Raw genomic sequence first — 23,831 nt, forward strand, 5'->3', positions numbered from 1 at the left:
AGCATGTCCCTGCCAGCCCCGCACGACACCCTGATGTTCCGCGAAGCCGCCGAAGCGGCCGACGTGATCGCCGCACAGTTCGCGCGCAACGAAGCGACCGTGCAGACGCTGGCCGCGACCCTGCGTGCGGCGCCACCGCCGTTCGTGGTGACCTGTGCGCGCGGCAGTTCGGACCATGCCGCCACCTATGCCAAGTACCTGCTGGAAACCAAGCTGGGCCTGGTCACCGCGTCGGCCTCGCCGTCGGTGGGGTCGGTGTATGAATCACCGCTGCAGCTGCGCGGCGCGCTGTACATCGTGATTTCGCAGTCCGGGAAGAGCCCGGACCTGCTGCGCAACGCCGAGGCCGCGCGCGCGGCGGGCGCGCGCGTGGTCGCGCTGGTGAACGTGGAAGACTCGCCGCTGGCACAGCTGGCCGAGACGGTCATCCCGCTCGGCGCCGGCGCCGAGCGCAGCGTGGCGGCGACCAAGAGCTACCTGGCCTCGCTGTCAGCGCTCCTGCAGCTGGTCGCATACTGGAGCCAGGACGCGGGGCTGATCGCCTCGCTGCGCACCTTGCCCGACGCACTGCGCCAGGCATGGAACAGCGACTGGTCCGCCCTGACGGATGGGCTGGTGCCGGCGCACAACCTGTTCGTGGTCGGCCGTGGCCTCGGCCTGGGCGCGGCCCAGGAAGCGGCGCTGAAGTTCAAGGAAACCTGTGGCCTGCACGCCGAGGCCTACAGCTCGGCCGAGGTCAAGCACGGCCCGATGGCCCTGGTCGGTCCCGGCTTCCCCGTGCTGGCGTTCGCGCAGCCGGATGAAACCGGCGCCGGCACCCGCGCGGTGGCGGCCGAGTTCGCCGCACGCGACGCACAGGTGTGGTTGGCCGCTCCCGACGGCGACCTGCCGTTGCCGCAGGCGCCACACCCGGCCTGCGCCCCGCTGCTGGTGGTGCAGGCGTTCTACAAGGCGATCAATGCGCTGGCGCTGCGCCGCGGCCACAATCCGGACCTGCCGCCGCACCTGAACAAGGTCACGGAGACCGTCTGATGAAGTCCGTCCTGCGCAACGCCCGCATCCTCACCGCCGACGGCTTCCGCGATGACCTTGCGCTGGTGATCGAGGACGGGCGCATCACCGCGCTGGTGTCCGATGCTGCGCCGCAGCTGGGCAGCGCGGCCGAACAGGTGGACCTGGGCGGCGGCTGGCTGCTGCCCGGTTTCATCGATGCGCAGGTCAATGGCGGCGGTGGCGTGTTGTTCAACAACACGCCCGATGTGGAGAGCCTGCGCACGCTGGCGGCGGCGCACCGCCGCTTCGGCACCACCGCGCTGCTGCCGACGCTGATCAGCGATGACGCCGAGGTAATGCGCAAGGCCATCGATGCCACGCGTGCGGCGATCGAACAGGGGGTCCCCGGCGTGATCGGCATCCACCTGGAAGGTCCGTACATCGCCCCGGCGCGCAAGGGTACGCACGACGCGAACAAGTTCCGCGTGCCCGATGCCGACGAGATTGCGATGGCGGCCTCGCTCGACAATGGCGTGACCCTGCTGACCCTGGCGCCGGAGCGGGTGCCGCTGGAGAGCATCCGCGCCCTGGTCGAACGCGGGGTGATCGTGGCCGCCGGGCATACCGCGGCCACCTATGGGGAAGCGCGCGCTGGACTGGACGCGGGCATCCGCGGCTTCACTCATCTGTACAACGCGATGTCGCCGCTGACCGGTCGCGAGCCCGGCGCGGTCGGTGCGGCGCTGGAAGACCGCGACAGCTGGATCGGCATCATCGCCGACGGCGTGCACGTGCATCCGGGCAGCCTGCGCGTTGCGCTGGCGGCCAAGCCCTCCGGCAAGGTCATGCTGGTCACCGACGCGATGTCGCCGGTGGGCGCCGACAGTCCCAGTTTCGAGTTGTATGGTGAGGTGATCACGGTCGTCGATGGCGTGGTCCGCAACGCGGCCGGTGCGCTGGCCGGCTCGGCGCTGGACATGGCCACCGCGGTGCGCAACGCGGTGAACCTGCTCGGCCTGCCGCTGGACGAAGCCGCGCGCATGGCCTCGCGCTACCCGGCCCGGTTCCTCAACGTGGACGACCGGCTTGGCGAGATCGCCGCCGGCTACCAGGCCGACCTGGTGCTGCTGGACGACGCGCTGCAGGTGCGTGCGACCTGGATCCGCGGACAGCGCGAGGACGCATGAGCGCATCCTCCGCTGCGCGCATGGGCTCCATCGATGCCCTGCGTGGCCTGACCGTGGCGGCGATGCTGCTGGTCAACAACCCCGGCGACTGGGGTCACGTGTATGCACCCCTGCTGCATGCGGAATGGCACGGCTTCACCCCGACCGACCTGATCTTCCCGCTGTTCCTGTTCATCGCGGGCGTGTCGATGGCCTTCAGCCTGGAGCCGCGCGCCGCCGATGCATCGATGCGGCCCCTGCTGGGCCGTACGCTGTTGACGCGCGCGCTGCGCATCCTGCTCGCGGGGGCGCTGCTGCACGTATTGGCCTGGTGGCTGTTCGAGCTGCCTGCATACCGGCTGTGGGGGGTGCTGCAGCGCATCGCGGTGTGCGTGGCGGTGGTGGGCCTGCTGGCGATCCACACCCGCGCACGTACGCAGTGGGCGGTGCTGGGCGGCCTGCTGCTCGGGTATGCGGCACTGCTGCTGGGTGCCGATACGCTGGCGCCGTGGCTCAATCCGGTCAGCCGGGTGGATACCGCGCTGTTCGCACCGTTTCTGTATAAGTACGACGCCGTGACCCGGCTCGGGCACGATCCAGAAGGCCTGCTCAGCACCACCGGGGCCTTGGCCACCACCCTGCTGGGACTGATCGCCGGCCGCTGGCTGCGCGCCGGACGCCTGGGCACGCTGGGCGGAGTGGCACTGCTGTTGTCGGGTGCCGGCCTGCTGCTGGCACCGCTGCTGCCGTTCAACAAGAACCTGTGGACGCCCAGCTACGTGCTGTGGTGCGGCGGGTTGTCGATCGCCGCGCTGCTGCTGGCGCACCTGCTGGTGGACCGCTGGCACTGGCCCGCGCTGGGCCGACGCTTCGGCGTCAATGCCATCGCCGCCTACCTGGGCTCCTCGGTGATGGCGTTGGTGCTGATCGCGAGTGGGGCATGGTCGGCGTGTTACACGATGCTTTCCAGCGCCGTGCCGGGCCAGCCGGCCTTGGCGTCGCTGCTGTGCGCAGTGGGGTTCGTGGCGTCCTGGTGGATCATCGCGTGGGCGCTGGACCGCCGCCGGATTTACCTGAAAATATGAATACGCTGGCGGCGGTGGCGATTATCCATAAGCCGTCGAAATTTTACCTTCGCCTCACATCCGGACAGTAAAAGTACCCTCGCCGGGCTGCGTTAGGTCACGGGGGACGCATCGGCACACCGTAATTCCCTTTCTGGAAAAGGAACGGTCCATGCGTCCCATGAATGTGACTCCGCCACCTTCCCGTCTGGCGGCAGGCATCGCGCGCAGCCTGCGCGTGGCCTGCGGCGGCCTCCTCCTCGCCACCACCACCGGCCCGGCCTGGGCCGGCTGCGATACCACGGCCCCCACGACCGGGCAGACCGTTACCTGCACGGCAGCGGCACCTAGTCCGCAGACCACGCCCATCGCCAGCGTGCCGGGATCGAGCAATGTCACCGTCAACGTGCAGGCCGGCGCCCAGCTCGGCATCGCCAGCGGCGCAGCTATCGCGCTGGACGGCGGCAGCGGACACCGCATCGACAACAGTGGCAGCATCACCAGCGCCAGCGGCGTCGGCATCCTCACCAACGCGGCGACCACGGTGGTGAACCGCGGCGTCATCAGCGGCAGCACCGCCGGCATCATCTTCGGCGCCGGCGCCGACCGCCTGGACATGTTGGCCGGCAGCATCAGCAGCAGCGTCCTGCAGGGCGCGGGCAACGATGCCATCACCCTCAGTGGCGGCACCGTCGGCAGCATCGACCAGGGCGCCGACGCGGACAGCCTGCAGGTCTCGGGCGGTACCGTGTCCGGCACCGTGCAGCAGGGCTCGGGCATCGATACCTTCCTGATGACCGGCGGCAGCATCGGCGCGTTGCTGCAGGGCGATGGCCTGGACCGCTTCCGCATGACCGACGGGCGCATCGTCGGCGCGTTCGATGACGGCGATTACGGCGAAATGACCGGCGGCCGCATCGGCCGGGTCAACATGAAGCTGGAAGACAACACCTTCCTGATGTCCGGCGGCACCATCGACGGCAACCTGGTCACCGGCTTCGGCAACGACACCATCGTGCTCTCCGATGGCTACATCGGCGGCAACATCAGCGTCAGCGGCGGCAACGACGCGGTCACCATCACCGGCGGCACCGTGCGCGGCGAGATCCGCCTCAGCTTCGGCAACGACCGCTTCGACTGGAGCGGCGGCGGCGTGGTGCACGGCCTGGTCGATTCCGGGGAAGGCGACGACATCGCCACGCTGGCCAACCTCAACGTCTCGCACCTGGGCGCGTTGCCAGGGTTCGACGGCGGTCTGGGCACGGACAGGCTGAACATGGACAACGTGAAGACCAACGGCGTCGCGCGTTTCACCGGCTGGGAATCGATGGCGCTGGCCAACGACAGCCAGCTGACCTTCGACGGCGACCTGCGCTTGGGCGATACCGGCAGCGGCAGTGGCGCACTCGACGTAGACGCGACCAGCACGCTGTTCGGGGGTGGCATCAATGCCAGCGTCGTCGGCTTCAACGCGGCGCTGCCGGTGAACGTGACCAATGCCGGCCGCATCGACCTCACCAACGGCGGCGGCGGCGCCGGCGATGCGTTCACCATCGCCGGCAATTACACCGGCAACGGCGGTGCGCTGTACCTGGACACCGTGCTGGGCGCCGACGACTCCGCGTCCGACCGGCTGGTGATCTCCAACGGCGTGGCCAGCGGCACCACCGGCGTCGGCATCCTCAACGCGGACGGTGCCGGCGCGGAAACCGTGGCCGATGGCATCCTCGTAGTGCAGGCGATCAACGGCGCCAGCACCAGCGCGAACGCGTTCGCGCTGTATGCGCCGGTGGCCGCCGGTGCGTTCGAGTATTTCCTGTTCAAGGGTGGCGTCAGCGCAGGGAGTGGCGAGAACTGGTACCTGCGTTCGACCCTGGTCAACGATGTGGTTCCCGCGCCAGCCGCACCGCCCATCGGTCTGGGCTCGGTGACCCCCGAGCCACCGCCGCCGGAGGCGCTGGGGGCGCCGCCGCCTGAGCTGCCGCCGCCCCCCTCGCCGGATCTCCCCGAAAACCCCGACCCGGTGGCCGCCGAACCTGCGCCGCCGCCGGAGCCGGCCCCGCCACCGCCGGCGCCCCCGCCGCAGGAGGACGTGCCGCCGCCGGTGCCCACGGAGGTGGCTGCGGTGCCGGGGCCGCTGGCCGAGCCGCCGACGCCCGAGGCACGTCCGTCAGAGGCGGCCATCGTGCCCTTGTACCGGCTGGAAACCGGCCTCTACTCGGTGGTGCCGCCGTTGCTGCGCGAGGCCAGCCTGGCCAGCCTGGGCACCTTCCACGAGCGCCAGGGCGAGCAGCGCATCCTGGCCGGGCAGGGTGGAGTGCGCGCCGCGTGGGCGCGGCTGGTCGGGCAGAGCCATGAGCAGTACTGGGAGGGCGACGCCCAACCCGGCTTCGATGGCGACATCCAGGGCGTGCAGGCCGGCCTGGACCTGTACGCAAACGCAGGTGATGGGCACCGCGACCAGTTCGGCGTCTTCGTCGGACGCACCCGCGCGCAGGGCAACGTCAATGGTTTCGCGATCGGCTGGGAGAACGTCGCGGTGGGCCGCACCCGGTTGGACGACAAGCACGTGGGCCTGTACTGGACGCGTGCCGGCAGCGCCGGCGGCTACCTCGATGCGGTGGTGATGCAGAGCCGCTACGACGGCGAGGCCACCTCCGCGCGTGGCATCGGCATCGACCTTGACGGCGACGGCACCACGGCGTCGCTGGAAGTGGGCAAGCCGCTGCTGCGCTTCGGCGAGTCGGCGTGGTGGCTGGAGCCGCAGCTGCAGGTGATCTGGCAGCGCACCTCGGTGGATGACACCGCCGACCGCGTTGCCCAGCTTCGCTTCAATGCCGACAATGCCTGGACCGGGCGGGCCGGTCTGCGCCTGGCCGCCGACTACGACATCGCCGGCAACGGCTGGCAGCCGTACTTCAAGCTCAACTACTGGCAGACGCTCGATGGCGAAGACCGCATCGACTTCGACAGCAACCGCATCACCAACCAGCAGGATTCGCGTGCGCTGGAGGTCGGCTTCGGCGTGGTGGCGCGGTTCAACGCCAACGTCAGCGCGTTCGCGGTGGCCGACTACACGCGCGATCTGGAAAGCAGCCGGCAGAAGGAGCGCAAGGTGATCGAGGGCAACATCGGGCTGCGCTTCGACTTCTAGCCGGCAGGCCCCGCAATGGCGGCCGGCACCGGACTCGCCGTGGCGGCCAGCACCGGTAGGGTCGCATCCCGATCGACCGCCATGGAATCTTCCACGCCCGGTTGTGGCATGACCTACGGTGAAGCCAGGCACCAGGCTTCACCGCAGGTCATACCCTACCGAACGTGGAACCAATCCTCCCTCGGCCTGCGTCCGGTGCGCAGGCGCATTCACCGAGCTGCAGCAATCGCCTTGATGCGGGCCTGCGCAAGTGCTTCACCCACTGCAGGGCCCTGCAGATGGGCAAGGTCGAGGTCGCGTGCCTGCACCGACAGCGCCGCCTGGTGCAGGCGCTTGAGCGTTTCACCCTGCGGGTAAGCGCGATCCTCGAACTCCAGGCGACCGCGCGCATCGGCTTCGCAGCACAGCGCGATCTTCGCGATCCGTTCCGGGCGGCGGAAGCCGTCGCAGCGACCCAGCAATTCCAGCACCGTGCCATCGCGCAGTTCATCGATGCGGTGCACGTTGAGGTGGTCGCGGCAGACCGCTTCGGCCAGCTGCCGGTGGTCCAGCGGCACCTTCAGCCGTTCGCACAGCGCCCGCAACGGTGCCAGCCCGCGCTGCTCGTGCATCACATGGCGCGGCCATTCCGCTTCCGGGGTCAACGCCTTGCCCAGGTCATGGGTGAGTGCGGCAAAGCCGACCTGGTCATCGCCGGGCGCGAGCCGGGCGGCCATGTCGCTGACCATTTCCTGGTGCACGCCGGTGTCCACTTCGGGGTGGTACTCGGCACGCTGCGGCACGCCATACAGCGCCTCCAGTTCCGGCAGCACCGCGCCCAGCGCACCGGCGTCGTGCAGCGTACGCAGGAACGCCGACGGCTGCGCCGAAGCCAGCACGCGGCGCAGCTCCTGCCAGACGCGCTCGGGCACCAGCGCATCCAGTTCGCCACTCTCGGCGATCTGCCGCATCAGCTGCATCGTCTCCGCGGCGACGGTAAACCCCAGCGGGGCGAAGCGGGCCATGAAGCGGGCTGCGCGCAGCACCCGCAACGGATCTTCCACGAACGCCGGTCCCACATGCCGCAGTACCCGCTGTTCGATATCGCGCACGCCGCCATACGGGTCCACCAGCGCGCCGGTGGCTTCATCGCAGGCAATGGCGTTGATGGTGAAATCGCGGCGCTGCAGGTCCTCCTCCAGCGTGACCGAGGGGTCCGCATCGACCACGAAGCCGCGATAGCCGCGGCCGGATTTGCGCTCGGTCCGCGCCAGCGCGTATTCCTCACCGCTGTCGGGGTGCAGGAATACCGGGAAGTCCTTGCCGACGGCCTTGTAGCCCAGCGCTTCCATTTCCGGTTGGGTCGCACCGACCACCACCCAGTCGCGGTCGCCGGGCGGGCGGTCAAGCAGGCGGTCGCGAACCGCGCCGCCAACGAGATAGATTTTCATTGGGGAATCATGCCACGACCGCCCTGGCACCGATCCCCTGGCGCGCCCCTGCCCGCGACGGTAGCGCCGACCGTTGGTCGGCCCAAGCGGCATCGAGAGATCACGTACCCCCGCCGCCCCCATAGCGATGCGGCATTGCCTGGGCCGACCAACGGTCGGCGCTACCGGGGGTCAATCGCCACCCTTGTCTGCGTCGGTCGGGCAGGTGAACGCCTTGCGCTTGGCCTGCAGGCGCCCGTTCATACGGTCGGTGACCGGCAGGGCGTCACCATTCAAGCGCCAGTCGTAGATCACGCTGAAGGCCAGGATGCGCGCAACGTACTCGCGGGTTTCCTTGTAGCTGATGGTCTCGATCCAGATATCCGGGTCGAAGCCGGGACGCTGCGACTGCCAGCGCGCGGTCGGGGTCGGGCCGGCGTTGTAGGCGGCGATGGTGACGTACGGGAGGCCGTCATACTTGTTCATCAGCTGGCGCAGATAGGCGGTGCCCAATGCGATGTTGGTGTCCGGGTCATACAGGCTGGCCGCGCCGCCGTAGCCGCCCAGCCCGATCGACTTGGCCACGCTGGCCCCGGTCGCCGGCAGCACCTGCATCAGGCCCATGGCATTGGCCGGCGAACGCGCCTTCGGGTTGAAGATGCTCTCCGCGCGGATCTCGGCGGCCACCCAGGCCGGGTCGATGGCGTTGCGCGCGGACTCGCGGCGGATCGCCTCGTCGTGGTGCAGCGGGAAGCGCAGGCTGTACAGGCGCTGCTCGTCCGGGGTCCTGCCGAGCGAGAACACCGCGCGGTCGAACCAGCCGTTGTCGCGCGCCACTTCTACCGCGATGCGGCGCTGTGGGGTGTCGAAGCGGGTCAGGGCATCGTTCCACTCCGCCACCGCCCAGCCGGCACGCTCGATCTTGAACAGCTCCATCGCTCGCACGATGGCCGGATCCCGCGCCACCGCAGCCTGCGCCTGTTTGCTGTCGGTCGGCTCGATGGGGCACAGCGTGTACGTGCTCTGACCCAGCTGGTCGGCAGCGAGGAAGCCGTGGAAGGTGGCCGAACGCGCCGCTTCGCGGTACAGCGGCTGCGCCTCGGCGCGCTTGCCGGTCTTTTCCAGCATGCGCGCTTCGAAATAGCGCCAGCGGGAGTCGGCACGCTGGGTCGGGCCCATCTTGCGGATCGCGGCCAGGGTGGCCGGCCAGTCGCCGCGCGACATCGCTTCGCGCGCGCGCCATTCGTGCAGGCGCTCGTCATAGGCCGAGTCCGGCACCGCGTTGAGCCGACGCGCGGACTCCGGGCCGTACGAGGCCACGGTCCACAGTGCGATCTGATAGCGCACCTCGGCCTGCTGGGCCGGGGTCAGCTGCAGCGCATTGGCGTACTGCGGCAGCTGCTGTTCGGTGGCATCCGGGTCGGCCTTGGCCAGCTTGGCCAGGCCGTCGGTGGCGATGCGCCGGCTGCGTTCGTTGCGCGGCCAGTTCAGCGCGCTCGCATTGGGCTTGTCCACGAACGCCGCATAGGTGTTGGCCAAGGCCAGGTCCGCGGCCGGCAGCCCACGCGCGGCGCTGCGCATCACCGCCGGCTGCTGCGCATCGGCGGCCGCATCAATGCGTTCCCAGCGCAGCTCCGCGCTCATTCCACCCTTGGCGTCCAGTACCGCGAATACCGGGTCGCAGGCATCGGGCAGCGACTTGCCGGTGCTGCGCCAGATCGCCTGGGCGTCGCTGGTCCATTGCGCATCGGCCTTGCCGGTGGCCTGGCGCGCGTTGAGCTGCGCGCAGCGCAGGCCGACATTGTCGGTGGGCGCCCAGTTGGCCAGCAGGGTCGGCCAGTCCTCGCGGCGCGCCACCGCCGGCAGCCACACGCTGCGGAAACTGCTGGCCACGGCCTGGCCGTTGTACCGCTTGAGGAAATCCTGCGCCTGCGCGTTGGTCACCGTGTCGATGTTGCGCCGCAGGTTGGCGTATTCCAGCCACCCATACAGCGGGTGCCGCGCCAGGGCGGACGCCTGCGCGGGGTCGAACTGACCGCGCTCGGCATTGTCGATGGCGGCCTTGATCTGCGCGCGCTGCGCGTCGAGGTTCTGGGCACCCGCCGTGGCGCCCAGCCCCAGACCGGCGAGCAGGGTGGTGGCACTCAGGATATGCAGGGGGAATCGGTTCATGCCGGAAGGATAGCGGGCGCCAGTGAACGCCGGTGTCGGCAAGCCCACTCGACCCTGAACGGATCGTATCGCTCCGCTGAACAGGCAGCCGGAGCGGGCGTAATGTCAAAGGCGCCGCAAGGCGCGTAGAGTCGGGCTCTGCCCGGCTGCCCCTGGACCCTCAACGTTCGAACAAGGGAGCACACCATGGCCTTCACCGCAGCAGGAAAGCCCGGCCCGCTGGCCGACATCAACGTCACCCCGTTGGTGGATGTAATGCTGGTGCTGTTGATCATCTTCATCGTGACCGCCCCGATGGTGTCCATGCCCATTCCGGTCAACCTGCCGCAACCCACCACCGTGGTACCGCCGATCAGCCCACCGCCGCCAATCGAGTTGCGCGTGGACGCCAGCAACCAGGTCAGCTGGAATGGTCAGGCGGTGGCCGTCGGCTCTCTGCAGCAGCGCATGCAGGACGCTGCCCAAGCCAACACCGGGAACCTGCCGGAGCTGCGAATCGCCACCGACCCCAACGCCGAATACGACGTGATGGCCAAGGTCCTGGCGGCTGCCAACAACGCGCACATGGAAAAGATCGCCTTCGTGAGTCCGTAGTCGTCCGACCGGCCCGCCCACGGCGGGCCGGTCACGCGTCACCCACGCAAGCTGTGACGTTAGCGGCAATCACCCTCTCTCGGCTTCCACGTCTACTACTCGAGTTGGTGTCCGGAACTTCCGCGCAGCTGGGTGGGGGATCACCCCAACATGGGCGAATCCACGCCAATTCTCCCACCATCGGTGTTACCGGTCACAGTTCCGGACATTGGCGGAAACGCTTCAGTCGCGCATAAACCTCCCTGCCGCTCGGGCTTGGGAGGAGTAAAAGGGATGTTCATTTCATATCCGCGTTGCGCGCGCCGCCGCGCGCTGGCCGTTGCGATCGCGCTCGCCACCGCTCCATTCGCAAACGCGCAGGAAGTGGAAAAGACATGGAGTACGCGCCTGGACGAGCAGCTGTGGGCTACCGAGCGCCAGGCGCAGCGTGCCATCGAGGACCATGTCGCATCGTCCTTTCAGGCCGACCAGCCGTTCGAGTGGTACATCGCGGACAACAAGGTTTCCAGCCAAGTGGTGACGTACTACTACCGGGTCAAGCCCATGCACCTGCTCACCACGGCTTGGAAGTTCCAGTTCGTCAACACGGACTACGACAGTCACGATGCGCTGCTCGATGCGATCAAGCAGCGCTACGCGTCGCCTGCAAACTGCCCTGATACGCAGATCACCCCCGGGGAGTGGCGCGTAAGTTCGACGGGCCCGGACGGCAGTCCGAAGCGCATGTCCGCCAAATACAAGGTGGTCCAGGGATTGATCGCAAACGGGCGATGCTCTGCCTACACATCGACCACCAACATCCATCAGATTCGCGAAGTGAGGTGTCCCAACCCGCGACTGCTGGAATGGCGGCCGGATACACAGGCCTGCGAAATACGACCGGATTACGCGAGTTACGCCGATACGTTGATGACGTATACGAGCATACCGCTCACCAGCCAATGTCCAATAGGCAACCCTTGTGAGCCCACAACGGGCAACAAGTCCCAGTCAGAGCTAGACCTGGACCTCGGCTGGATGCGGTTCGTACGGCACTTCAACTCCATGACTTCGGTTGCCAGAGGTGGATTTGGATCCAACTGGACGCATTCACACAACGTGTCACTATCGCGGCATGCCGACAGCGACGACGCGGCCGAGTTTGGCCTGATCGAGGAGGACGGCACCTATCTCGCGTTTCGTCGCGAGGCGGGTGCATACGAAGCCATCAATGGATCGGGCGACAGGCTTTCGCCACAGGGCGACGGTTGGCAGCTCCATCGGAGCACCGAAGTACTGGCGTTCGGCGCCGACGGCCGCATCCGACAGCGTAACCGCGAGGATGGGACGGCGCTCGTCTACCAGTACGACGCGCTTGACCGCTTGCTTTCCATTACCCACTCGAGTGGTCGGCAGCTGCTCCTGCACTACGACGCCCCTGAACGCGGAGACCTTATAACCTCACTGTCTGTAGCAGGACAGGTGGTAGCGTCCTACGCGTATGGCGCCACCGCGCAGGTGGCCACCGTCACCCATGCAGACGGCAGTACGCGCACATACCACTACGAAGACACCCGCTTCCCGGAGTATCTCACCGGCATCACCGGCGAGGACAACCGCCGGTTCGGCTGGTACGGCTACGATGAAAAAGGCCGGGTAACCTGTAGTCGTCATTCCGGCGATTGCAGCCAGGCCGGTGTCGGGGTCGATGGCACGCGCCTGGTCTATACCGGTGACGGAACCACCGTTGTTACAGATGCCCTTGGCCGCGTCACCACATACGGACTCAGCGGCGTTGCGATCGAGGGCCATCCGCGCAAGGTGACCGCGCTCACGGACAGCCAGGGCACCGCCAGTCGCTCGTACTACCCGGCAGCGCAGGACTTCCGTCGCCGGCTGAACACAGTCATAGACCGCCGTGGCACCCAGACCAGGTATGACTACAGCACCGGTACAGACCCGCTTGGAGGTGAGCCGGTCCGGGTGCAGGCCACGACCGAAGCTGTCGGACTGCCCGAGCAGCGCGTCATCGAGACCCACACTGAGGCAAGCACCAACCGCATGGTATTCAGCCGGGTGGGCAACCGCGAAACCCGCATCACCCGAAACGCGCGCCTGCAGCCGGTCACCATTGCGGTACGCGACATTGTCACCAACGACGTGCGTACCACCGCCCTGAGCTACTGCGAGGATGCAGATGTGGCCGCGGGTGGTACCTGTCCGGTGCCGGGCCTGCTCAAGCAGGTAGATGGGCCACGCACTGACGTGAGCGACATTGTCACCTACGCGTACCATGCGGCCGATGACGCCGGTTGCGTGCCCGACGGACCCGGTACATGCAGGTTCCGCAAGGGCGATCTGCTGAGCGTGACCAATGCAGCAGGGAACACCGCGCAGACGCTGGCCTACGACACCCACGGCAGGCCGCTTTCGGTCGTGGACAGCAACGGCGTCATCACCGAGTTCACCTACCATCCGCGCGGCTGGCCTACCTCGGTGACCGTACGAGGCGATGGCACCGCCACCCACCGCACCACCAGTATCAGCTACTGGCCGACCGGCCAGGTGCAGGAGGTGGTCGAACCGGATGGCGGCGCAGTCACCTATGTCTACGACGCCGCCCAACGCCTGACCGATATTGCCGACAATGCCGGCAACACCCTCCACTACACCTTGGATGACGCTGGCAACCGTCTCAGGGAAGACACGGTCGACGACGCCGGCGCGCTGCGTCGAACCCTTTCCCGCATCTACAACACCTTGGGCGAACTGACCACGCTGAAGGACGCCGGCAATCACGCCACGGTTTTCACCTACGACCCAGAAGGCAATCCTGCCAGCCTGACCGACGCGTTGCAGCACGTGACCACCCAACAGCACGATCCACTCAACCGCCTGACGCGAACCCTGCAGGACGTGGGCGGCATCGGAGCCGAGATCGCCTCCGCGTACAACGCGCTGGACCAGGTTACCCAGGTCACCGACCCGAAGGGTCTGCACACCAGATACGCCTACAACGGCTTCGGAGACCTCATCGGGCAGGTAAGCCCGGACAGTGGTGCCACGGACTTCACTCTCGATGCTGCCGGCAACCGCAAGACCCGCACCGATGCACGCGGCATTACCGCCACCTATCACTACGATGCGCTGAACCGCCTGACCCGAATCGCCTATCCCGACCCGAACCTGGACGTGGGCTACGCCTACGACATTTCGCCCGCTGCCTGTGATGACAGCGAGCGCTTCGCCAAGGGACGACTGGGCCAGGTGCAGCACGCAGCAGGAAGCACCACGTATTGCCATGACTGCTTCGGCCAGGTGACCCGCAAAGTGCAGACCGTGAACGGCGTCAGCAGTACCGTGCGCTACGCGTACACAGCTGGAGGTCGTCTGTCCCAACTGACGTATCCCGACGGCAGTGTGGTCGACTATGTACGTGACAAACTCGGTCGCATTACGGAGATCGGCTTTACTCCCCCCAGCCAAGCGCGGCAGATCGTAGTCACCAATGTCACACACGCGCCATTTGGTCCTCCCACAGGGTGGACTTACGGCAACGGCCGCCAGTTGCTGCGCCCCGTGGATACTGATTACCGTCCGGAAGCGGTTCATGACTCGGCCCCGGGCGGCCTCTCGCTGAGCTTCGGCTACGACGCGGTGGGGAACATCAGCGAATTGAGGAACGGAACCGGCAGTGATGTCCTGGCTAGGTATAGATACGACCCGCTCGGTCGGCTGACCGAGACGCAGGATGGTCCTACCCATGTTTCGATCGAGATGTACACGTACGATTCGAGCGGGAATAGGACTTCTCTGTCTACCTCATCCGAAACAGTCGCCTACACTTATCCAGCCGGTAGCCACCGCCTTACCGAAGTGGACGGCGCGTTGCGCGAGTACGACCCCGTGGGCAATACGGTGAGTCTTAACGGTAAGGAGCTGGTATACAACAGCGCTAATCGGATGAGCCAAGTCAAACTGGCAGGTGAGGTTGTGGAGGCCTACACCTACAACCATCGAGGCGAGCGCGTGATGCGCGCTTCAAGTTCAGATGATTCTAAGATTACGCTGTACGACGAAAACTCCCGGTGGCTAGGCAACTATGGAATCACCGGCAATTCGCTGCAGCAGGCGATCTGGCTGGATGAGCACCCGGTTGCGCTTATCGTCTCGAATGCAGCTGATAGGAGTGAGTTGTCATACATCCAGGCGGATCATCTTGGCACGGCACGTGTCGTCATCGATCCTACTCGTGACGTGGCGATCTGGGAATGGAGCGCCAAGGGGGAGGTCTTCGGTCGCCAGGAGCCAAATGTTGATCCAGACAGAAACGGGGTGGCGTTTGAGCTGGCACTTCGCTTCCCCGGACAGGAGGCAACCGAGGCTAGCGGGCTCTTCTACAACAACCAGCGTGACTACGATCCAGTCGTGGGCCGCTATTCTCAGAGCGATCCGGTCGGGTTGGCCGGGGGGATAAATACTTACGGCTACGTCGGCGGAAACCCGACAGGGTCCAGTGATCGCCATGGCCTACGCGGCACCATGCCGCGCTACGTTCCCTGGCCCATCCATGGTGGCGCGCAACTCGACCAAGATGGCTATCCCATCGCGGATGCTGCATATGGTGGCCCATACATCGGCGCAGAGCCGATTGGCGGATTTCCGACGGCTCCATCGCCCACACTGTTGATTCCAGCTATCTCAACGCTGATGACGAGCGCCGCCCTTTCACCGGGCATGTGGCTCGAGATGCTTAAGCAGCTTTCGCAGAAGCAGGATGAGTGTCCGATTCCTGGCACGACCCCTGAGAATAGAACGAAGGGGAGCACGAACATTGAGAGCAAGCAGGGTGGGTTTGACACTGCAAATAGCGATTTTGATGATCTGTCTCCTAGCGATGTATCCTCTAAGGGCGGCGGCATTAGGGTTGGCACTCTTGACGACGGGCGGACAATCACTGTGCGTCCAAATTCTTCCGATGGTTCACCTACAATAGAAATCCGGTCCGGAAACAGAACGCGGGTGAAGGTGCGCTATGTTAAATAAGTATGAGGTTCTGCTCGGTCTGCTGCCGAGGCCATCAAGTTCCAATGTCCTCTTCGACGATGGCCGTCTGGTGATTCAAGGGAGAGATGGTGGCGGTCGTGTAATTTTGGAAATTGCGTTTTCTTCCGTAGATTTCATCGGCATTTCTGATGAGGGTGCCCGACTGAGGCTTTTCGCTGATATGGGAGAAAGGCGGGGGGCCTTGATTCGTTGTAATGAGGGATCATTGATTAGCTACTACGTTGATGAATCCTTGGGGACTCGGTCCAGCCATCAGTTGGCGCACTTCATTTTCATGATTGGTGAGGAGGTGATCGACGTGATATCTGGTGATGATCCGGAGGTGCTTGTGGGTGAATCATTGAGTTGAAACTGTCGTTTTCCGCAGTCGATGATTCCTTGGAGTTTCCAACACGAAGGGCCGAGAAGGACTGGCAGGCCTCGAGCCGTCAGGACAGGTTGAAGCTCGACGACGGATCGCGGTTGAAGAAGCTAAGGACGATGATCCCGAGATGGTGTTGCTTGCCAATTGTGTCGATCGCCATTTCAGCATGTGCCGGGAGTGAGGGGCGGCACTATGCAACTCTGGCCGAGATGCGCAAGACAAACGATTACTCCATCGTCGCAGGACTTTCGGTGCCGGAGGATGCGCGGATGATTCACGCCAGGCACGATGCAGAGACCGGTCTCTTTTATATTTCTTATAGTACGTCGGATCCCAACTACTCCATTCGAGAGAAGGCCATGTCACATGTCGAGGGGTCTGCTCGCGAGAGGTCAAGAGCTACGCTTGGTTTCGGGCAATCAGTTCCCGCTGATGCGAGTGTTTATGTGTGGTGTCAAGACAAATGGGGAGGTGCGCCGGGCGCAGGGCCCGTGGACAAGGAGCTCCTGTTCTTGGCGAGGGCGAACGATAGGCAACTTCAGTGGAACGAGATCCATAACGCTTCCCTGATCGGAGATTTCTGCAAATAGCAGGGCATTTTTAGGAAGCGCTTCTGGAGATGGACTGGGTCACGCAGGGGGTTGTCCGCCGGGGTCCAGAGGTGGTGGCCGCGCCCATGCTCCGGGTTCAGCACTGTCCATACGGCGCCGGCCGATATCGTTCGGGTGATTGCATTGGCCATGGCCGCTCGTCGGGCGCAATACGCCGTCGACAGCCGCTTTCGTAAAGTCTGCGTGAAACCGCCGATTTCATCACGCCTTCATCTTTACAGGTTGTTTACAAAGGAGACGCTGCCGCGCTTCGAGGGGGAGGCGACGGCGGTCCCAGCTAGCCATTCCTTTGGAGAGAGAGCGAATGAACAACCTGCATTACCGCCCCTTGGCGGCTGCCGTAGCGCTGTGCCTGCTGTCCGTCCCCGCCCTTGCCACCGCGCAGGACAACCCCCGTAGCACCACCGACCTGGACCGGGTGGAAGTCACCGGTACCCGCATCAAGCGGGCCGAGGTCGAAGGCCAGGTGCCGATCCAGACCCTCACCCGCAGCGAGATCGAGCGCACCGGCCTGACCTCCATCGGTGAAGTGCTGCAGCAGCTGACCGGGTCCGGCTCCGCGCTCAATGCCAAGTTCAATTCGTCCGGCAACTTCGGCTTCCCGCCCGACGGCAGCGGTGTCGGCGCCGGTTCGGCGCAGGTCGACCTGCGCCACCTGGGCGCCAAGCGCGTGCTGGTGCTGGTCGACGGCATCCGCTGGGTCAATGAGTCGTCCGCCTCGGGCGTGGGCGCCGCCACCGACCTCAATACCATTCCGCTGGCCATCGTCGAACGCATCGAAGTCCTCGAAGACGGCGCGTCTTCGCTGTACGGTTCGGACGCGATCGCGGGCGTGGTCAACATCATCACCCGCCGCGAATTCGACGGCGGCCAGGTCACCCTGAACTATGGTGAGTACACCAAGGGCGACGGCGCCCAGAAGGGCGTGGACCTGGCCTGGGGCACCAGCGGCGACCGCTACACCCTGTTCCTGGGCGCGAGCTGGACCAAGCAGGACGATGTGAAGGCCAGCACCCGCGAACAGTCGCGCTTCCCGATTCCGGGTACCGGGCTGTCGTTCGGCAGCTCGGCGACGCCGACCGGGCGCTTCATGTTCACCGATCCGAACACCGGCATCGCCTACAACATCACGCCCAATTCCGGGGTGACCAATCCCACCTTCAACGGGGTAGGGGGCTGCGCCCGCACCGACGATTACCACTGCTTCGCCACGGCGGACCGCTTCAACTTCGCCGAATACAACCTGCTGCTGACCCCGTCAGAGCGCAAGGGCGTCTTCGGCCAGTTCCGCTTCGACATCAGCGACGACGTGCAGTGGTACATCAAGGCCCTGGCCAACCGCCGCGAGTCGACCAACCAGGCCGGTCCCGAGCCGCTGTTCTTTGGTCCCGACGGCGCCACCGGCAACCCGCTGGCCGACAACATCGTGATTTCCGCGCTCAACCCGTACAACCCGTTCGGTTTCGACCTGGATTCGTCGAGCAACCTGAGCATGATCGGTCGTCGGCCGGTGGAAGGTGGGCCGCGCATCTTCGAGCAGGAAGTGAACACCACCTACTTCGCTACCGGTCTTACCGGCCTGTTCCAGGCCGCCGACCGCAGCTGGTCGTGGGACATCAACGGCATGTACAGCAAGAACAAGGCCGAACAGACCAACTACGGCAGCTACAACATCTACAACGCGAACATCGCGCTGGGCGATCCGGCGATCTGCGCGGCCACCCCGGGTTGCGTGCCGCTGAACATCTTCGGTGGCCCGGGCACCATCACCCAGCCGATGCTGGACTGGATCCAGCCGGTGGTGCACGACCGCAGCCAGAACGAACTGAGCCTGTTCACCGCCAACCTGAGCAGCGACCTGTTCACCCTGCCGGCCGGCCCGGTCTCCTTCGCCACCGGTTACGAGTACCGCAAGTACGAAGGCGAATACCAGCCGGACCCGATTACCGTGCGTGGCCACTACAACGGCGTGCCCTCGCTGCCCACCTCCGGATCCTATGACGTCAACGAGGCCTACCTGGAACTGGCGGTGCCGATCTACGCCCGCGCCGACCGCGGTGAGCGGCTGGACCTGAGCGTAGCCGGCCGCTATTCGGACTACTCCACCTTCGGTGGCGAGTTCGTGCCCAAGTACGGCCTGCGCTGGCAGGTGAGCAACGACTTCGTGCTGCGTACCAGCTACGCCGAAGGATTCCGCGCGCCGTCGATCGGCGAGCTGTACGGTTCGGCCGCGCGTGCCGACCTGCAGCTGTTCGACCCGTGCTCGGTGGGCCTGGGTGGCACGCCGCCGCGCGGCAGCGCAGCCAACTGCGCCGCACTGGGCGTGCCGGTCGGCTTCCAGCAGGCCAACTCGCAGATCTCGGTGACCACGGGCGGCAACGACCAGCTGGACCCGGAAACCTCGCGCAGCTTCACCGCCGGCTTCGTCTGGAGCCCGTGGTTCGGCAGTGATGCGGCATGGTCCGAGCGCTTCGACGTGGAAGTGACGTTCTATCGCCACACCATCGAAGGCGCGATCCAGGCGATCAATGCACAGACCCAGCTCGACCTGTGCGTGGACACGCTGGATCCGATCTACTGCGGCGGCATCACCCGCGCCTCCACCGGCGCGGTCAGCGGCTTCAACAACCGCCTCACCAACCTGGGTTCGATCAAGACCGACGGCTGGGACGTGGACCTGTTCTGGACCTTCCCGCAGAGCGATATCGGCCAGTTCAAGCTGGGTTGGCAGAACACCTTCGTCGGCCGCTACGAGGCGATCGGTGCAGCGGGCCAGCGCCAGCCGCAGGAGCCGGGCGTGGAAGTCACCGACAGCTCCATCCCGGAATGGACCAGCAACGCCACGCTGAGCTGGACGCTGGGCAACTGGAACGCGTCGTGGACGGTGCGCCACATTTCCAAGCTCACCGAAGAGTGCGGCGATGCGGCGGCGTTCCCGGTGTGCAGCGATCAGGTTGCCGGCACCAACGAACTGGCTGCCACCACGTACAACGACATGCAGGTGGGCTACAAGTTCGACTGGATGAAGGGCCTGCAGCTCAGTGCCGGCCTGAACAACGCCTTCGACAAGGACCCGCCGATCTGCCTGTCGTGCTCGCTCAACGGCTACGACGCGTCCACCTACGACATTCCGCGTGGGCGCTACTGGTACGTGCGCGCGGACCTGCGTTTCTAGGATCAGGTGATCCATGACGCAGAAAGCCGGGCGATGCCCGGCTTTCTGTCTGCTGCCGTGCACCCGACCAACGGTCGGGTGCTACCAGGGATGGCGGTCAGAACGACCAGGTGAACGTGATCGAGCCGTTGCGGCCATCGCCGTAGGCACCGTAGCCGTTGATCTGCGAGAGGTATTCCTTGTCCAGCAGATTGTTGAGGTTGGCCTGCACGCTGAACTGCGGGGCCAGGCGGTAGCGTACGAAGGCACTGACCAGCGCGTAGCTCTCCTGCTCGATGCGGCCGTAAGCCGGCACCGGGTAATAGATGCCGTTCTGCCAGTTGACGCCGCCGCCCACGGTGAGGTCGCTCAGCGACTGCGGGGTGTAGCTGGTGAACAGCTTGATGGTGGTCTGCGGCAGGTTGGTGTTGATGTCCGCGCCGTTGATGTCCTTGGCGACGTAGCGCGAGGCACCGAACGTACCGTTCCAGCCCGGGGCCAGCTCACCGTTCAACTCCAGCTCGAAACCACGGCTCACCGTGCCGCGGGCGCCGATGTAGGCGAACTCGCCCGGACGCGACGGAATCGGCTCATTGGTGATCTGGGCCACGTTGTCCTGTTCGATGCGGAACACCGCCAGAGACGCGTTCAGACGGTTGTCGAACCAGGCGGCCTTGACGCCGACTTCGTAGCTCTTGCCGTCGACCGGATCGAGGTAGGTCGCGTTGCGGTCGCGTGCGGTCTGCGGCTGGAAAATCTCGGTGTACGCCGCGTAGGTGCTCCACGTGTCATTGAGGTCGTAGACCAGGCCCGCGTAGGGCGTGGTTTCCTTGTGCGAACGATCGGAGCCTTCGCCTTCGCTCTTCCAGTCGGTGTACCGCGCGCCGAGGATCAGCTTGAGCGGATCGGCCAGCGCCAGGCGGGCGGCGGCGTAGCCCGCCTTCTGGGTGATGGTGCCCTCGCTCTGCAGCGGCAGGGTGGATACCCAGTTCGGTTCCGGGAAATCGGCAACGCCCGCCAGGTAGTTGTCCAGCGGCGCCCAGCCCATCTGGTAATCGCCGTAGTTGGCGTAGTCGCGCTTGTTGTAGCTCAGGCCGGCCATGACCTGGTGTTCGCGGCCGAACAGCTGGAACGGGCCTTCCACATAACCGTCCACCGCGTCGACCTTGCGCTCGGTGTTGTAGAACCCGGCCGAAGGGGTGACGCCTGCGCCGGTGACCGGGTCGAGGAGCGACGCGCCCGTGGTCCAGTCGTTGTACGCCGGATAGAACAGCTTGTCGTCGGCCTTGGTTTCGTCATGCGTGGCGCCCAAGCGGACCTTCCAGTCATTGGCGAAGCCGTGCTCCAGCGTCGCGAACAGGCGCTTGCTGGTGGTGTCCCAGTAGGTCCAGCCCGGGTTGGCGCTGAAGGATTTGTCGAACGGGGTCGGCGAACCGTCCGAGAACAGCATCGGGAAGCCGCCCCAGGTAGCGCCGTTGGCGCGCTTCTGCTGGTAGTCGTAGCCGACGCTCAGCTGGGTGTCCGGGGTCAGGTCGGCGTCGATCACCGCATAGCCCAGCGTTTTGTGCTGGTCGTAGCGGTCCATCTGCGATTCGGTGTCCAGGTAGCTGCCGATCACGCGGGCGCGCACCGTGCCGCTGGCGTTCAGCGGGGTGGTGACGTCGACGGTGGAGCGGGTGCGGCCCCAGCTGCCTACGTTGACCGACACGCTGCCGGTCAGCTCGGCACTGTCGGCGTGTTTGCGGATCAGGTTGACCGAGGCCGACGGGTTGCCCGCGCCGGTCAGCAGGCCGGTGGCGCCACGCACCACTTCCACGCGGTCGTACAGGGCCAGGTCCAGGCCGGAATCGCCGTAGCTCCAGTTCTGCACCATCTGCGTGGGCAGGTTGTCGTACTGGTAGCTGTCGATGTAGAAGCCGCGCGCGTAGAACTCGGTGCGCTCGGTGTCGGACTGGGTGCTGCTCACGCCGGTGGTGTTGGCCAGCACGTCGATGATGTCGTCGAGGTTCTGGTCCTCGATGCGCTGGTGGCTGATGATGCTGACCGACTGCGGGATCTCGCGCGGGGCGAGGTCGAAGCGGGTGCCGGCCGACGTGCGGCGGACCGAGTAGCCTTCGGCGCGCTCGCCCTTGACCACGATCTTGTCCAGGGTGGTGGCGTCGGCACCGGTGTCCTGCGCGAAGGCGGGAGCCGCAGCCAGCGTGGCCAGGGCGATCAACAGCGCCTGCGGCAGGCGACCTTGCGGCAGGGTGCGGGACGGCACAGCGGTAGTACGGGTCATCAGGGTTTCCTGGCGGCGGCGCGCACCAGGCGTCGATCCTCGGATGCCGGGCGCTGCGGACAAAGTGGGGGCAGTAGGCGGCTGGCGGGTGCCGCGGAAGCGGCACGGGCGTTGGCAACTGATCGCCGCAGCGCCTCCCTGGCGCGAACGGGATCACCGTATGGTAATGCGAATCAGTCCCATCCGCAATGTCCACCGGGCGCAGGTGTGGGTGATGCGCGGTACCCGACAGGGGCTTAACGAAGGCAGGCCTACGTTGGGCGCACCGGGCCCCGGCCTTGACCGTAGGAACGTTCCGATGATCGCCAAGAACACCCTGTGTCTCTGGTATGACGGCACCGCCGAAGAGGCATCCGCCTTCTACGCGGCCACCTTCCCCGATAGTTCGGTGCAGGCCGTGCACCGCGCGCCGGCGGACTTCCCGTCGGGGAAGAAGGGCGATGTGTTGACGGTGGAATTCACCGTGGTCGGTATTCCCTGCATCGGTTTGAACGGCGGACCGGCGTTCAGGCACAGCGAAGCGTTCTCCTTCCAGATCGCCACCGATGACCAGGAGGAGACCGACCGCCTGTGGAATGCCATCGTGGGCAATGGCGGACAGGCAAGCGATTGCGGCTGGTGCAAGGACAAATGGGGCCTGTCCTGGCAGATCACCCCGCGCGTGCTGACCGCCGCGTTCAACAGCGACGACCCGGCCGTGGCCAAGCGCGCCTTCGAGGCGATGATGACCATGCAGAAGATCGACGTCGCGAAGATCGAGGCAGCCGTCAGAGGGTAGGGGGACACGCACCGCGTGTGGCTACGCGAATGGCTCTTCATGCGGGACGGGGGCGCGCGTATGCTTCGGCGATGTCGACTTCGCGCTTTGCCACGCTGCTCCCCGTCCTGGCCGTCCTTGGTTCGGTGACCTCCCTTGCCGTGGGCACCTCGTTCGCCAAACAGCTGTTCCCGTTGATCGGGGCGCAGGGCACCAGCGCGTTGCGCGTGGGGTTCTCCGCGCTGGTGCTGCTGGCGGTGTTCCGGCCCTGGCGCCGGGTCACCACCCGCGCCGACGCGGCCGCGATCTTCCGCTACGGCATCACCCTCGGGGTGATGAACCTGCTGTTCTACATGGCGCTGCGCACGATCCCGTTCGGGATCGCGGTGGCCATAGAATTCTGCGGGCCGCTGGCGGTGGCGATGTGGTCGTCGCGGCGGCCGGTCGACTTCCTCTGGGTGGGCTGCGCGGCCACCGGGTTGCTGCTGCTGTTGCCGCTGGGCCACGGCGAGCCGCTCGACCCTGGTGGCGTGCTGTATGCGCTGGGCGCAGCGGTGTGCTGGGCGTTGTACATCATCTTCGGCAAGCGCGCCGGCCACCTGCCGGCCGGGCACACGGTGTCGCTCGGGCTGTGCGCGGCGGCGCTGGTGGTGGTGCCGGTGGGCGTGGTGCATGCGGGCATGGCGCTGTGGGACCCGAAGATCCTGTTGTTCGGCCTGGGCGTTGCGGTGGTGTCCAGCTCGATCCCGATGTGGCTGGAAATGGCGGCGCTGAAGCGGCTGCCGAAGGAAACCTTCGGCATCCTGATCAGCATGGAGCCGGCGGTGGCCGCCTTGCTGGCGATGGGGTTGCTGGCCGAGCACCTGACGCCGCTGCAGTGGGCGGCGATCGGGTGCACCGTGTTGGCGTCGGTGGGCAGCACGTTGACGGCGAAGCGGCGGGCGCCGGCGCTGCCGGACCCGGCGGGGTAGCCGAGGGGGTAGAGCCGACTGGGTAGAGCCGACTGTTAGTCGGCTATCGCGCGAAGCGCGATGGTATTGATATCGCCGCGGAAAAGCAGCCGACT

At 66.0% G+C, this 23,831-nt stretch carries 13 protein-coding genes; 10 read left to right on the plus strand and 3 right to left on the minus strand.

Annotated features, from left to right (window positions below; all coding sequences use genetic code 11):
* The first annotated feature begins 3 nt into the window (after positions 1-3).
* The 4 genes from FSZ13_RS08960 to FSZ13_RS08975 all read left to right on the plus strand — a co-directional run bounded on the left by FSZ13_RS08960 (position 4) and on the right by FSZ13_RS08975 (position 6,377).
* Entirely contained in the window at positions 4-1,032 is a 1,029-nt protein-coding gene (locus FSZ13_RS08960) for an SIS domain-containing protein (protein ID WP_145479188.1), read from the plus strand.
* The gene (nagA, locus tag FSZ13_RS08965; RefSeq protein WP_145479189.1) at positions 1,032-2,180 is read left to right on the plus strand and encodes an N-acetylglucosamine-6-phosphate deacetylase; all 1,149 of its coding nucleotides are present in this window, start codon (positions 1,032-1,034) and stop codon (positions 2,178-2,180) included. Before FSZ13_RS08960 ends, nagA begins: the two co-directional genes overlap by 1 nt.
* Entirely contained in the window at positions 2,177-3,244 is a 1,068-nt protein-coding gene (locus FSZ13_RS08970) for an acyltransferase family protein (protein WP_145479190.1), read from the plus strand. Before nagA ends, FSZ13_RS08970 begins: the two co-directional genes overlap by 4 nt.
* 151 nt (positions 3,245-3,395) lie before the next feature.
* Positions 3,396-6,377: an autotransporter domain-containing protein gene (locus FSZ13_RS08975; RefSeq protein WP_260844130.1), complete on the plus strand. Its 2,982-nt coding sequence runs from the start codon at positions 3,396-3,398 to the stop codon at positions 6,375-6,377.
* A gap of 209 nt (positions 6,378-6,586) precedes the next feature.
* Here the strand turns inward: FSZ13_RS08975 and FSZ13_RS08980 are convergent, their stop codons facing one another.
* The gene (locus FSZ13_RS08980; RefSeq protein WP_145479191.1) at positions 6,587-7,807 is read right to left on the minus strand and encodes a multifunctional CCA addition/repair protein; all 1,221 of its coding nucleotides are present in this window, start codon (positions 7,805-7,807) and stop codon (positions 6,587-6,589) included.
* A gap of 171 nt (positions 7,808-7,978) precedes the next feature.
* Positions 7,979-9,958: a transglycosylase SLT domain-containing protein gene (locus FSZ13_RS08985; RefSeq protein WP_145479192.1), complete on the minus strand. Its 1,980-nt coding sequence runs from the start codon at positions 9,956-9,958 to the stop codon at positions 7,979-7,981.
* A 186-nt stretch (positions 9,959-10,144) separates the two neighbouring features.
* On the opposite strand from FSZ13_RS08985, the gene FSZ13_RS08990 reads away from it, so the two are divergent.
* The 4 genes from FSZ13_RS08990 to FSZ13_RS09005 all read left to right on the plus strand — a co-directional run bounded on the left by FSZ13_RS08990 (position 10,145) and on the right by FSZ13_RS09005 (position 19,748).
* Positions 10,145-10,552, plus strand: a complete 408-nt coding sequence (locus FSZ13_RS08990; RefSeq protein ID WP_145479193.1) for an ExbD/TolR family protein — start codon at positions 10,145-10,147, stop codon at positions 10,550-10,552.
* 273 nt (positions 10,553-10,825) lie between these two features.
* Positions 10,826-15,577 (plus strand): RHS repeat-associated core domain-containing protein, encoded by a 4,752-nt coding sequence (locus FSZ13_RS08995; protein WP_260844131.1) that lies wholly within the window; start codon positions 10,826-10,828, stop codon positions 15,575-15,577.
* The gene (locus FSZ13_RS09000; protein WP_145479195.1) at positions 15,567-15,947 is read left to right on the plus strand and encodes a hypothetical protein; all 381 of its coding nucleotides are present in this window, start codon (positions 15,567-15,569) and stop codon (positions 15,945-15,947) included. Before FSZ13_RS08995 ends, FSZ13_RS09000 begins: the two co-directional genes overlap by 11 nt.
* Positions 15,948-16,877: 930 nt before the next feature.
* On the plus strand, positions 16,878-19,748 hold the full coding sequence (locus FSZ13_RS09005) for a TonB-dependent receptor (RefSeq protein ID WP_145479196.1): 2,871 nt from the start codon (positions 16,878-16,880) through the stop codon (positions 19,746-19,748).
* 97 nt (positions 19,749-19,845) lie between these two features.
* On the opposite strand, the gene fhuE is transcribed toward FSZ13_RS09005, so the two are convergent.
* Positions 19,846-22,008, minus strand: a complete 2,163-nt coding sequence (gene fhuE / locus FSZ13_RS09010) for a ferric-rhodotorulic acid/ferric-coprogen receptor FhuE (RefSeq protein WP_145479197.1) — start codon at positions 22,006-22,008, stop codon at positions 19,846-19,848.
* A 298-nt stretch (positions 22,009-22,306) separates the two neighbouring features.
* On the opposite strand from fhuE, the gene FSZ13_RS09015 reads away from it, so the two are divergent.
* Together FSZ13_RS09015 and FSZ13_RS09020 are read left to right on the plus strand one after the other, a co-directional pair.
* A complete protein-coding gene (locus FSZ13_RS09015) occupies positions 22,307-22,786 on the plus strand; it encodes a VOC family protein (RefSeq protein WP_145479198.1) in 480 nt (159 codons plus the stop codon).
* A gap of 71 nt (positions 22,787-22,857) precedes the next feature.
* Positions 22,858-23,736 (plus strand): EamA family transporter, encoded by an 879-nt coding sequence (locus tag FSZ13_RS09020; protein WP_145479199.1) that lies wholly within the window; start codon positions 22,858-22,860, stop codon positions 23,734-23,736.
* Positions 23,737-23,831: the final 95 nt, after the last annotated feature.

Origin of the sequence: Stenotrophomonas rhizophila, from assembly GCF_007667275.1 — a bacterium.
GTDB classification, from domain to species: Bacteria; Pseudomonadota; Gammaproteobacteria; order Xanthomonadales; family Xanthomonadaceae; genus Stenotrophomonas; species Stenotrophomonas maltophilia_AE.

Excerpts from the sequence above, each read along its gene's own strand:
- FSZ13_RS08960 (WP_145479188.1), top strand. The coding sequence starts at position 4 with ATGTCCCTGCCAGCCCCGCACGACACCCTGATGTTCCGCGAAGCCGCC.
- nagA (WP_145479189.1), top strand. The coding sequence starts at position 1,032 with ATGAAGTCCGTCCTGCGCAACGCCCGCATCCTCACCGCCGACGGCTTC.
- FSZ13_RS08970 (WP_145479190.1), top strand. The coding sequence starts at position 2,177 with ATGAGCGCATCCTCCGCTGCGCGCATGGGCTCCATCGATGCCCTGCGT.
- FSZ13_RS08975 (WP_260844130.1), top strand. The coding sequence starts at position 3,396 with ATGCGTCCCATGAATGTGACTCCGCCACCTTCCCGTCTGGCGGCAGGC.
- FSZ13_RS08980 (WP_145479191.1), bottom strand. The coding sequence starts at position 7,807 with ATGAAAATCTATCTCGTTGGCGGCGCGGTTCGCGACCGCCTGCTTGAC.
- FSZ13_RS08985 (WP_145479192.1), bottom strand. The coding sequence starts at position 9,958 with ATGAACCGATTCCCCCTGCATATCCTGAGTGCCACCACCCTGCTCGCC.
- FSZ13_RS08990 (WP_145479193.1), top strand. The coding sequence starts at position 10,145 with ATGGCCTTCACCGCAGCAGGAAAGCCCGGCCCGCTGGCCGACATCAAC.
- FSZ13_RS08995 (WP_260844131.1), top strand. The coding sequence starts at position 10,826 with ATGTTCATTTCATATCCGCGTTGCGCGCGCCGCCGCGCGCTGGCCGTT.
- FSZ13_RS09000 (WP_145479195.1), top strand. The coding sequence starts at position 15,567 with ATGTTAAATAAGTATGAGGTTCTGCTCGGTCTGCTGCCGAGGCCATCA.
- FSZ13_RS09005 (WP_145479196.1), top strand. The coding sequence starts at position 16,878 with ATGAACAACCTGCATTACCGCCCCTTGGCGGCTGCCGTAGCGCTGTGC.
- fhuE (WP_145479197.1), bottom strand. The coding sequence starts at position 22,008 with ATGACCCGTACTACCGCTGTGCCGTCCCGCACCCTGCCGCAAGGTCGC.
- FSZ13_RS09015 (WP_145479198.1), top strand. The coding sequence starts at position 22,307 with ATGATCGCCAAGAACACCCTGTGTCTCTGGTATGACGGCACCGCCGAA.
- FSZ13_RS09020 (WP_145479199.1), top strand. The coding sequence starts at position 22,858 with ATGTCGACTTCGCGCTTTGCCACGCTGCTCCCCGTCCTGGCCGTCCTT.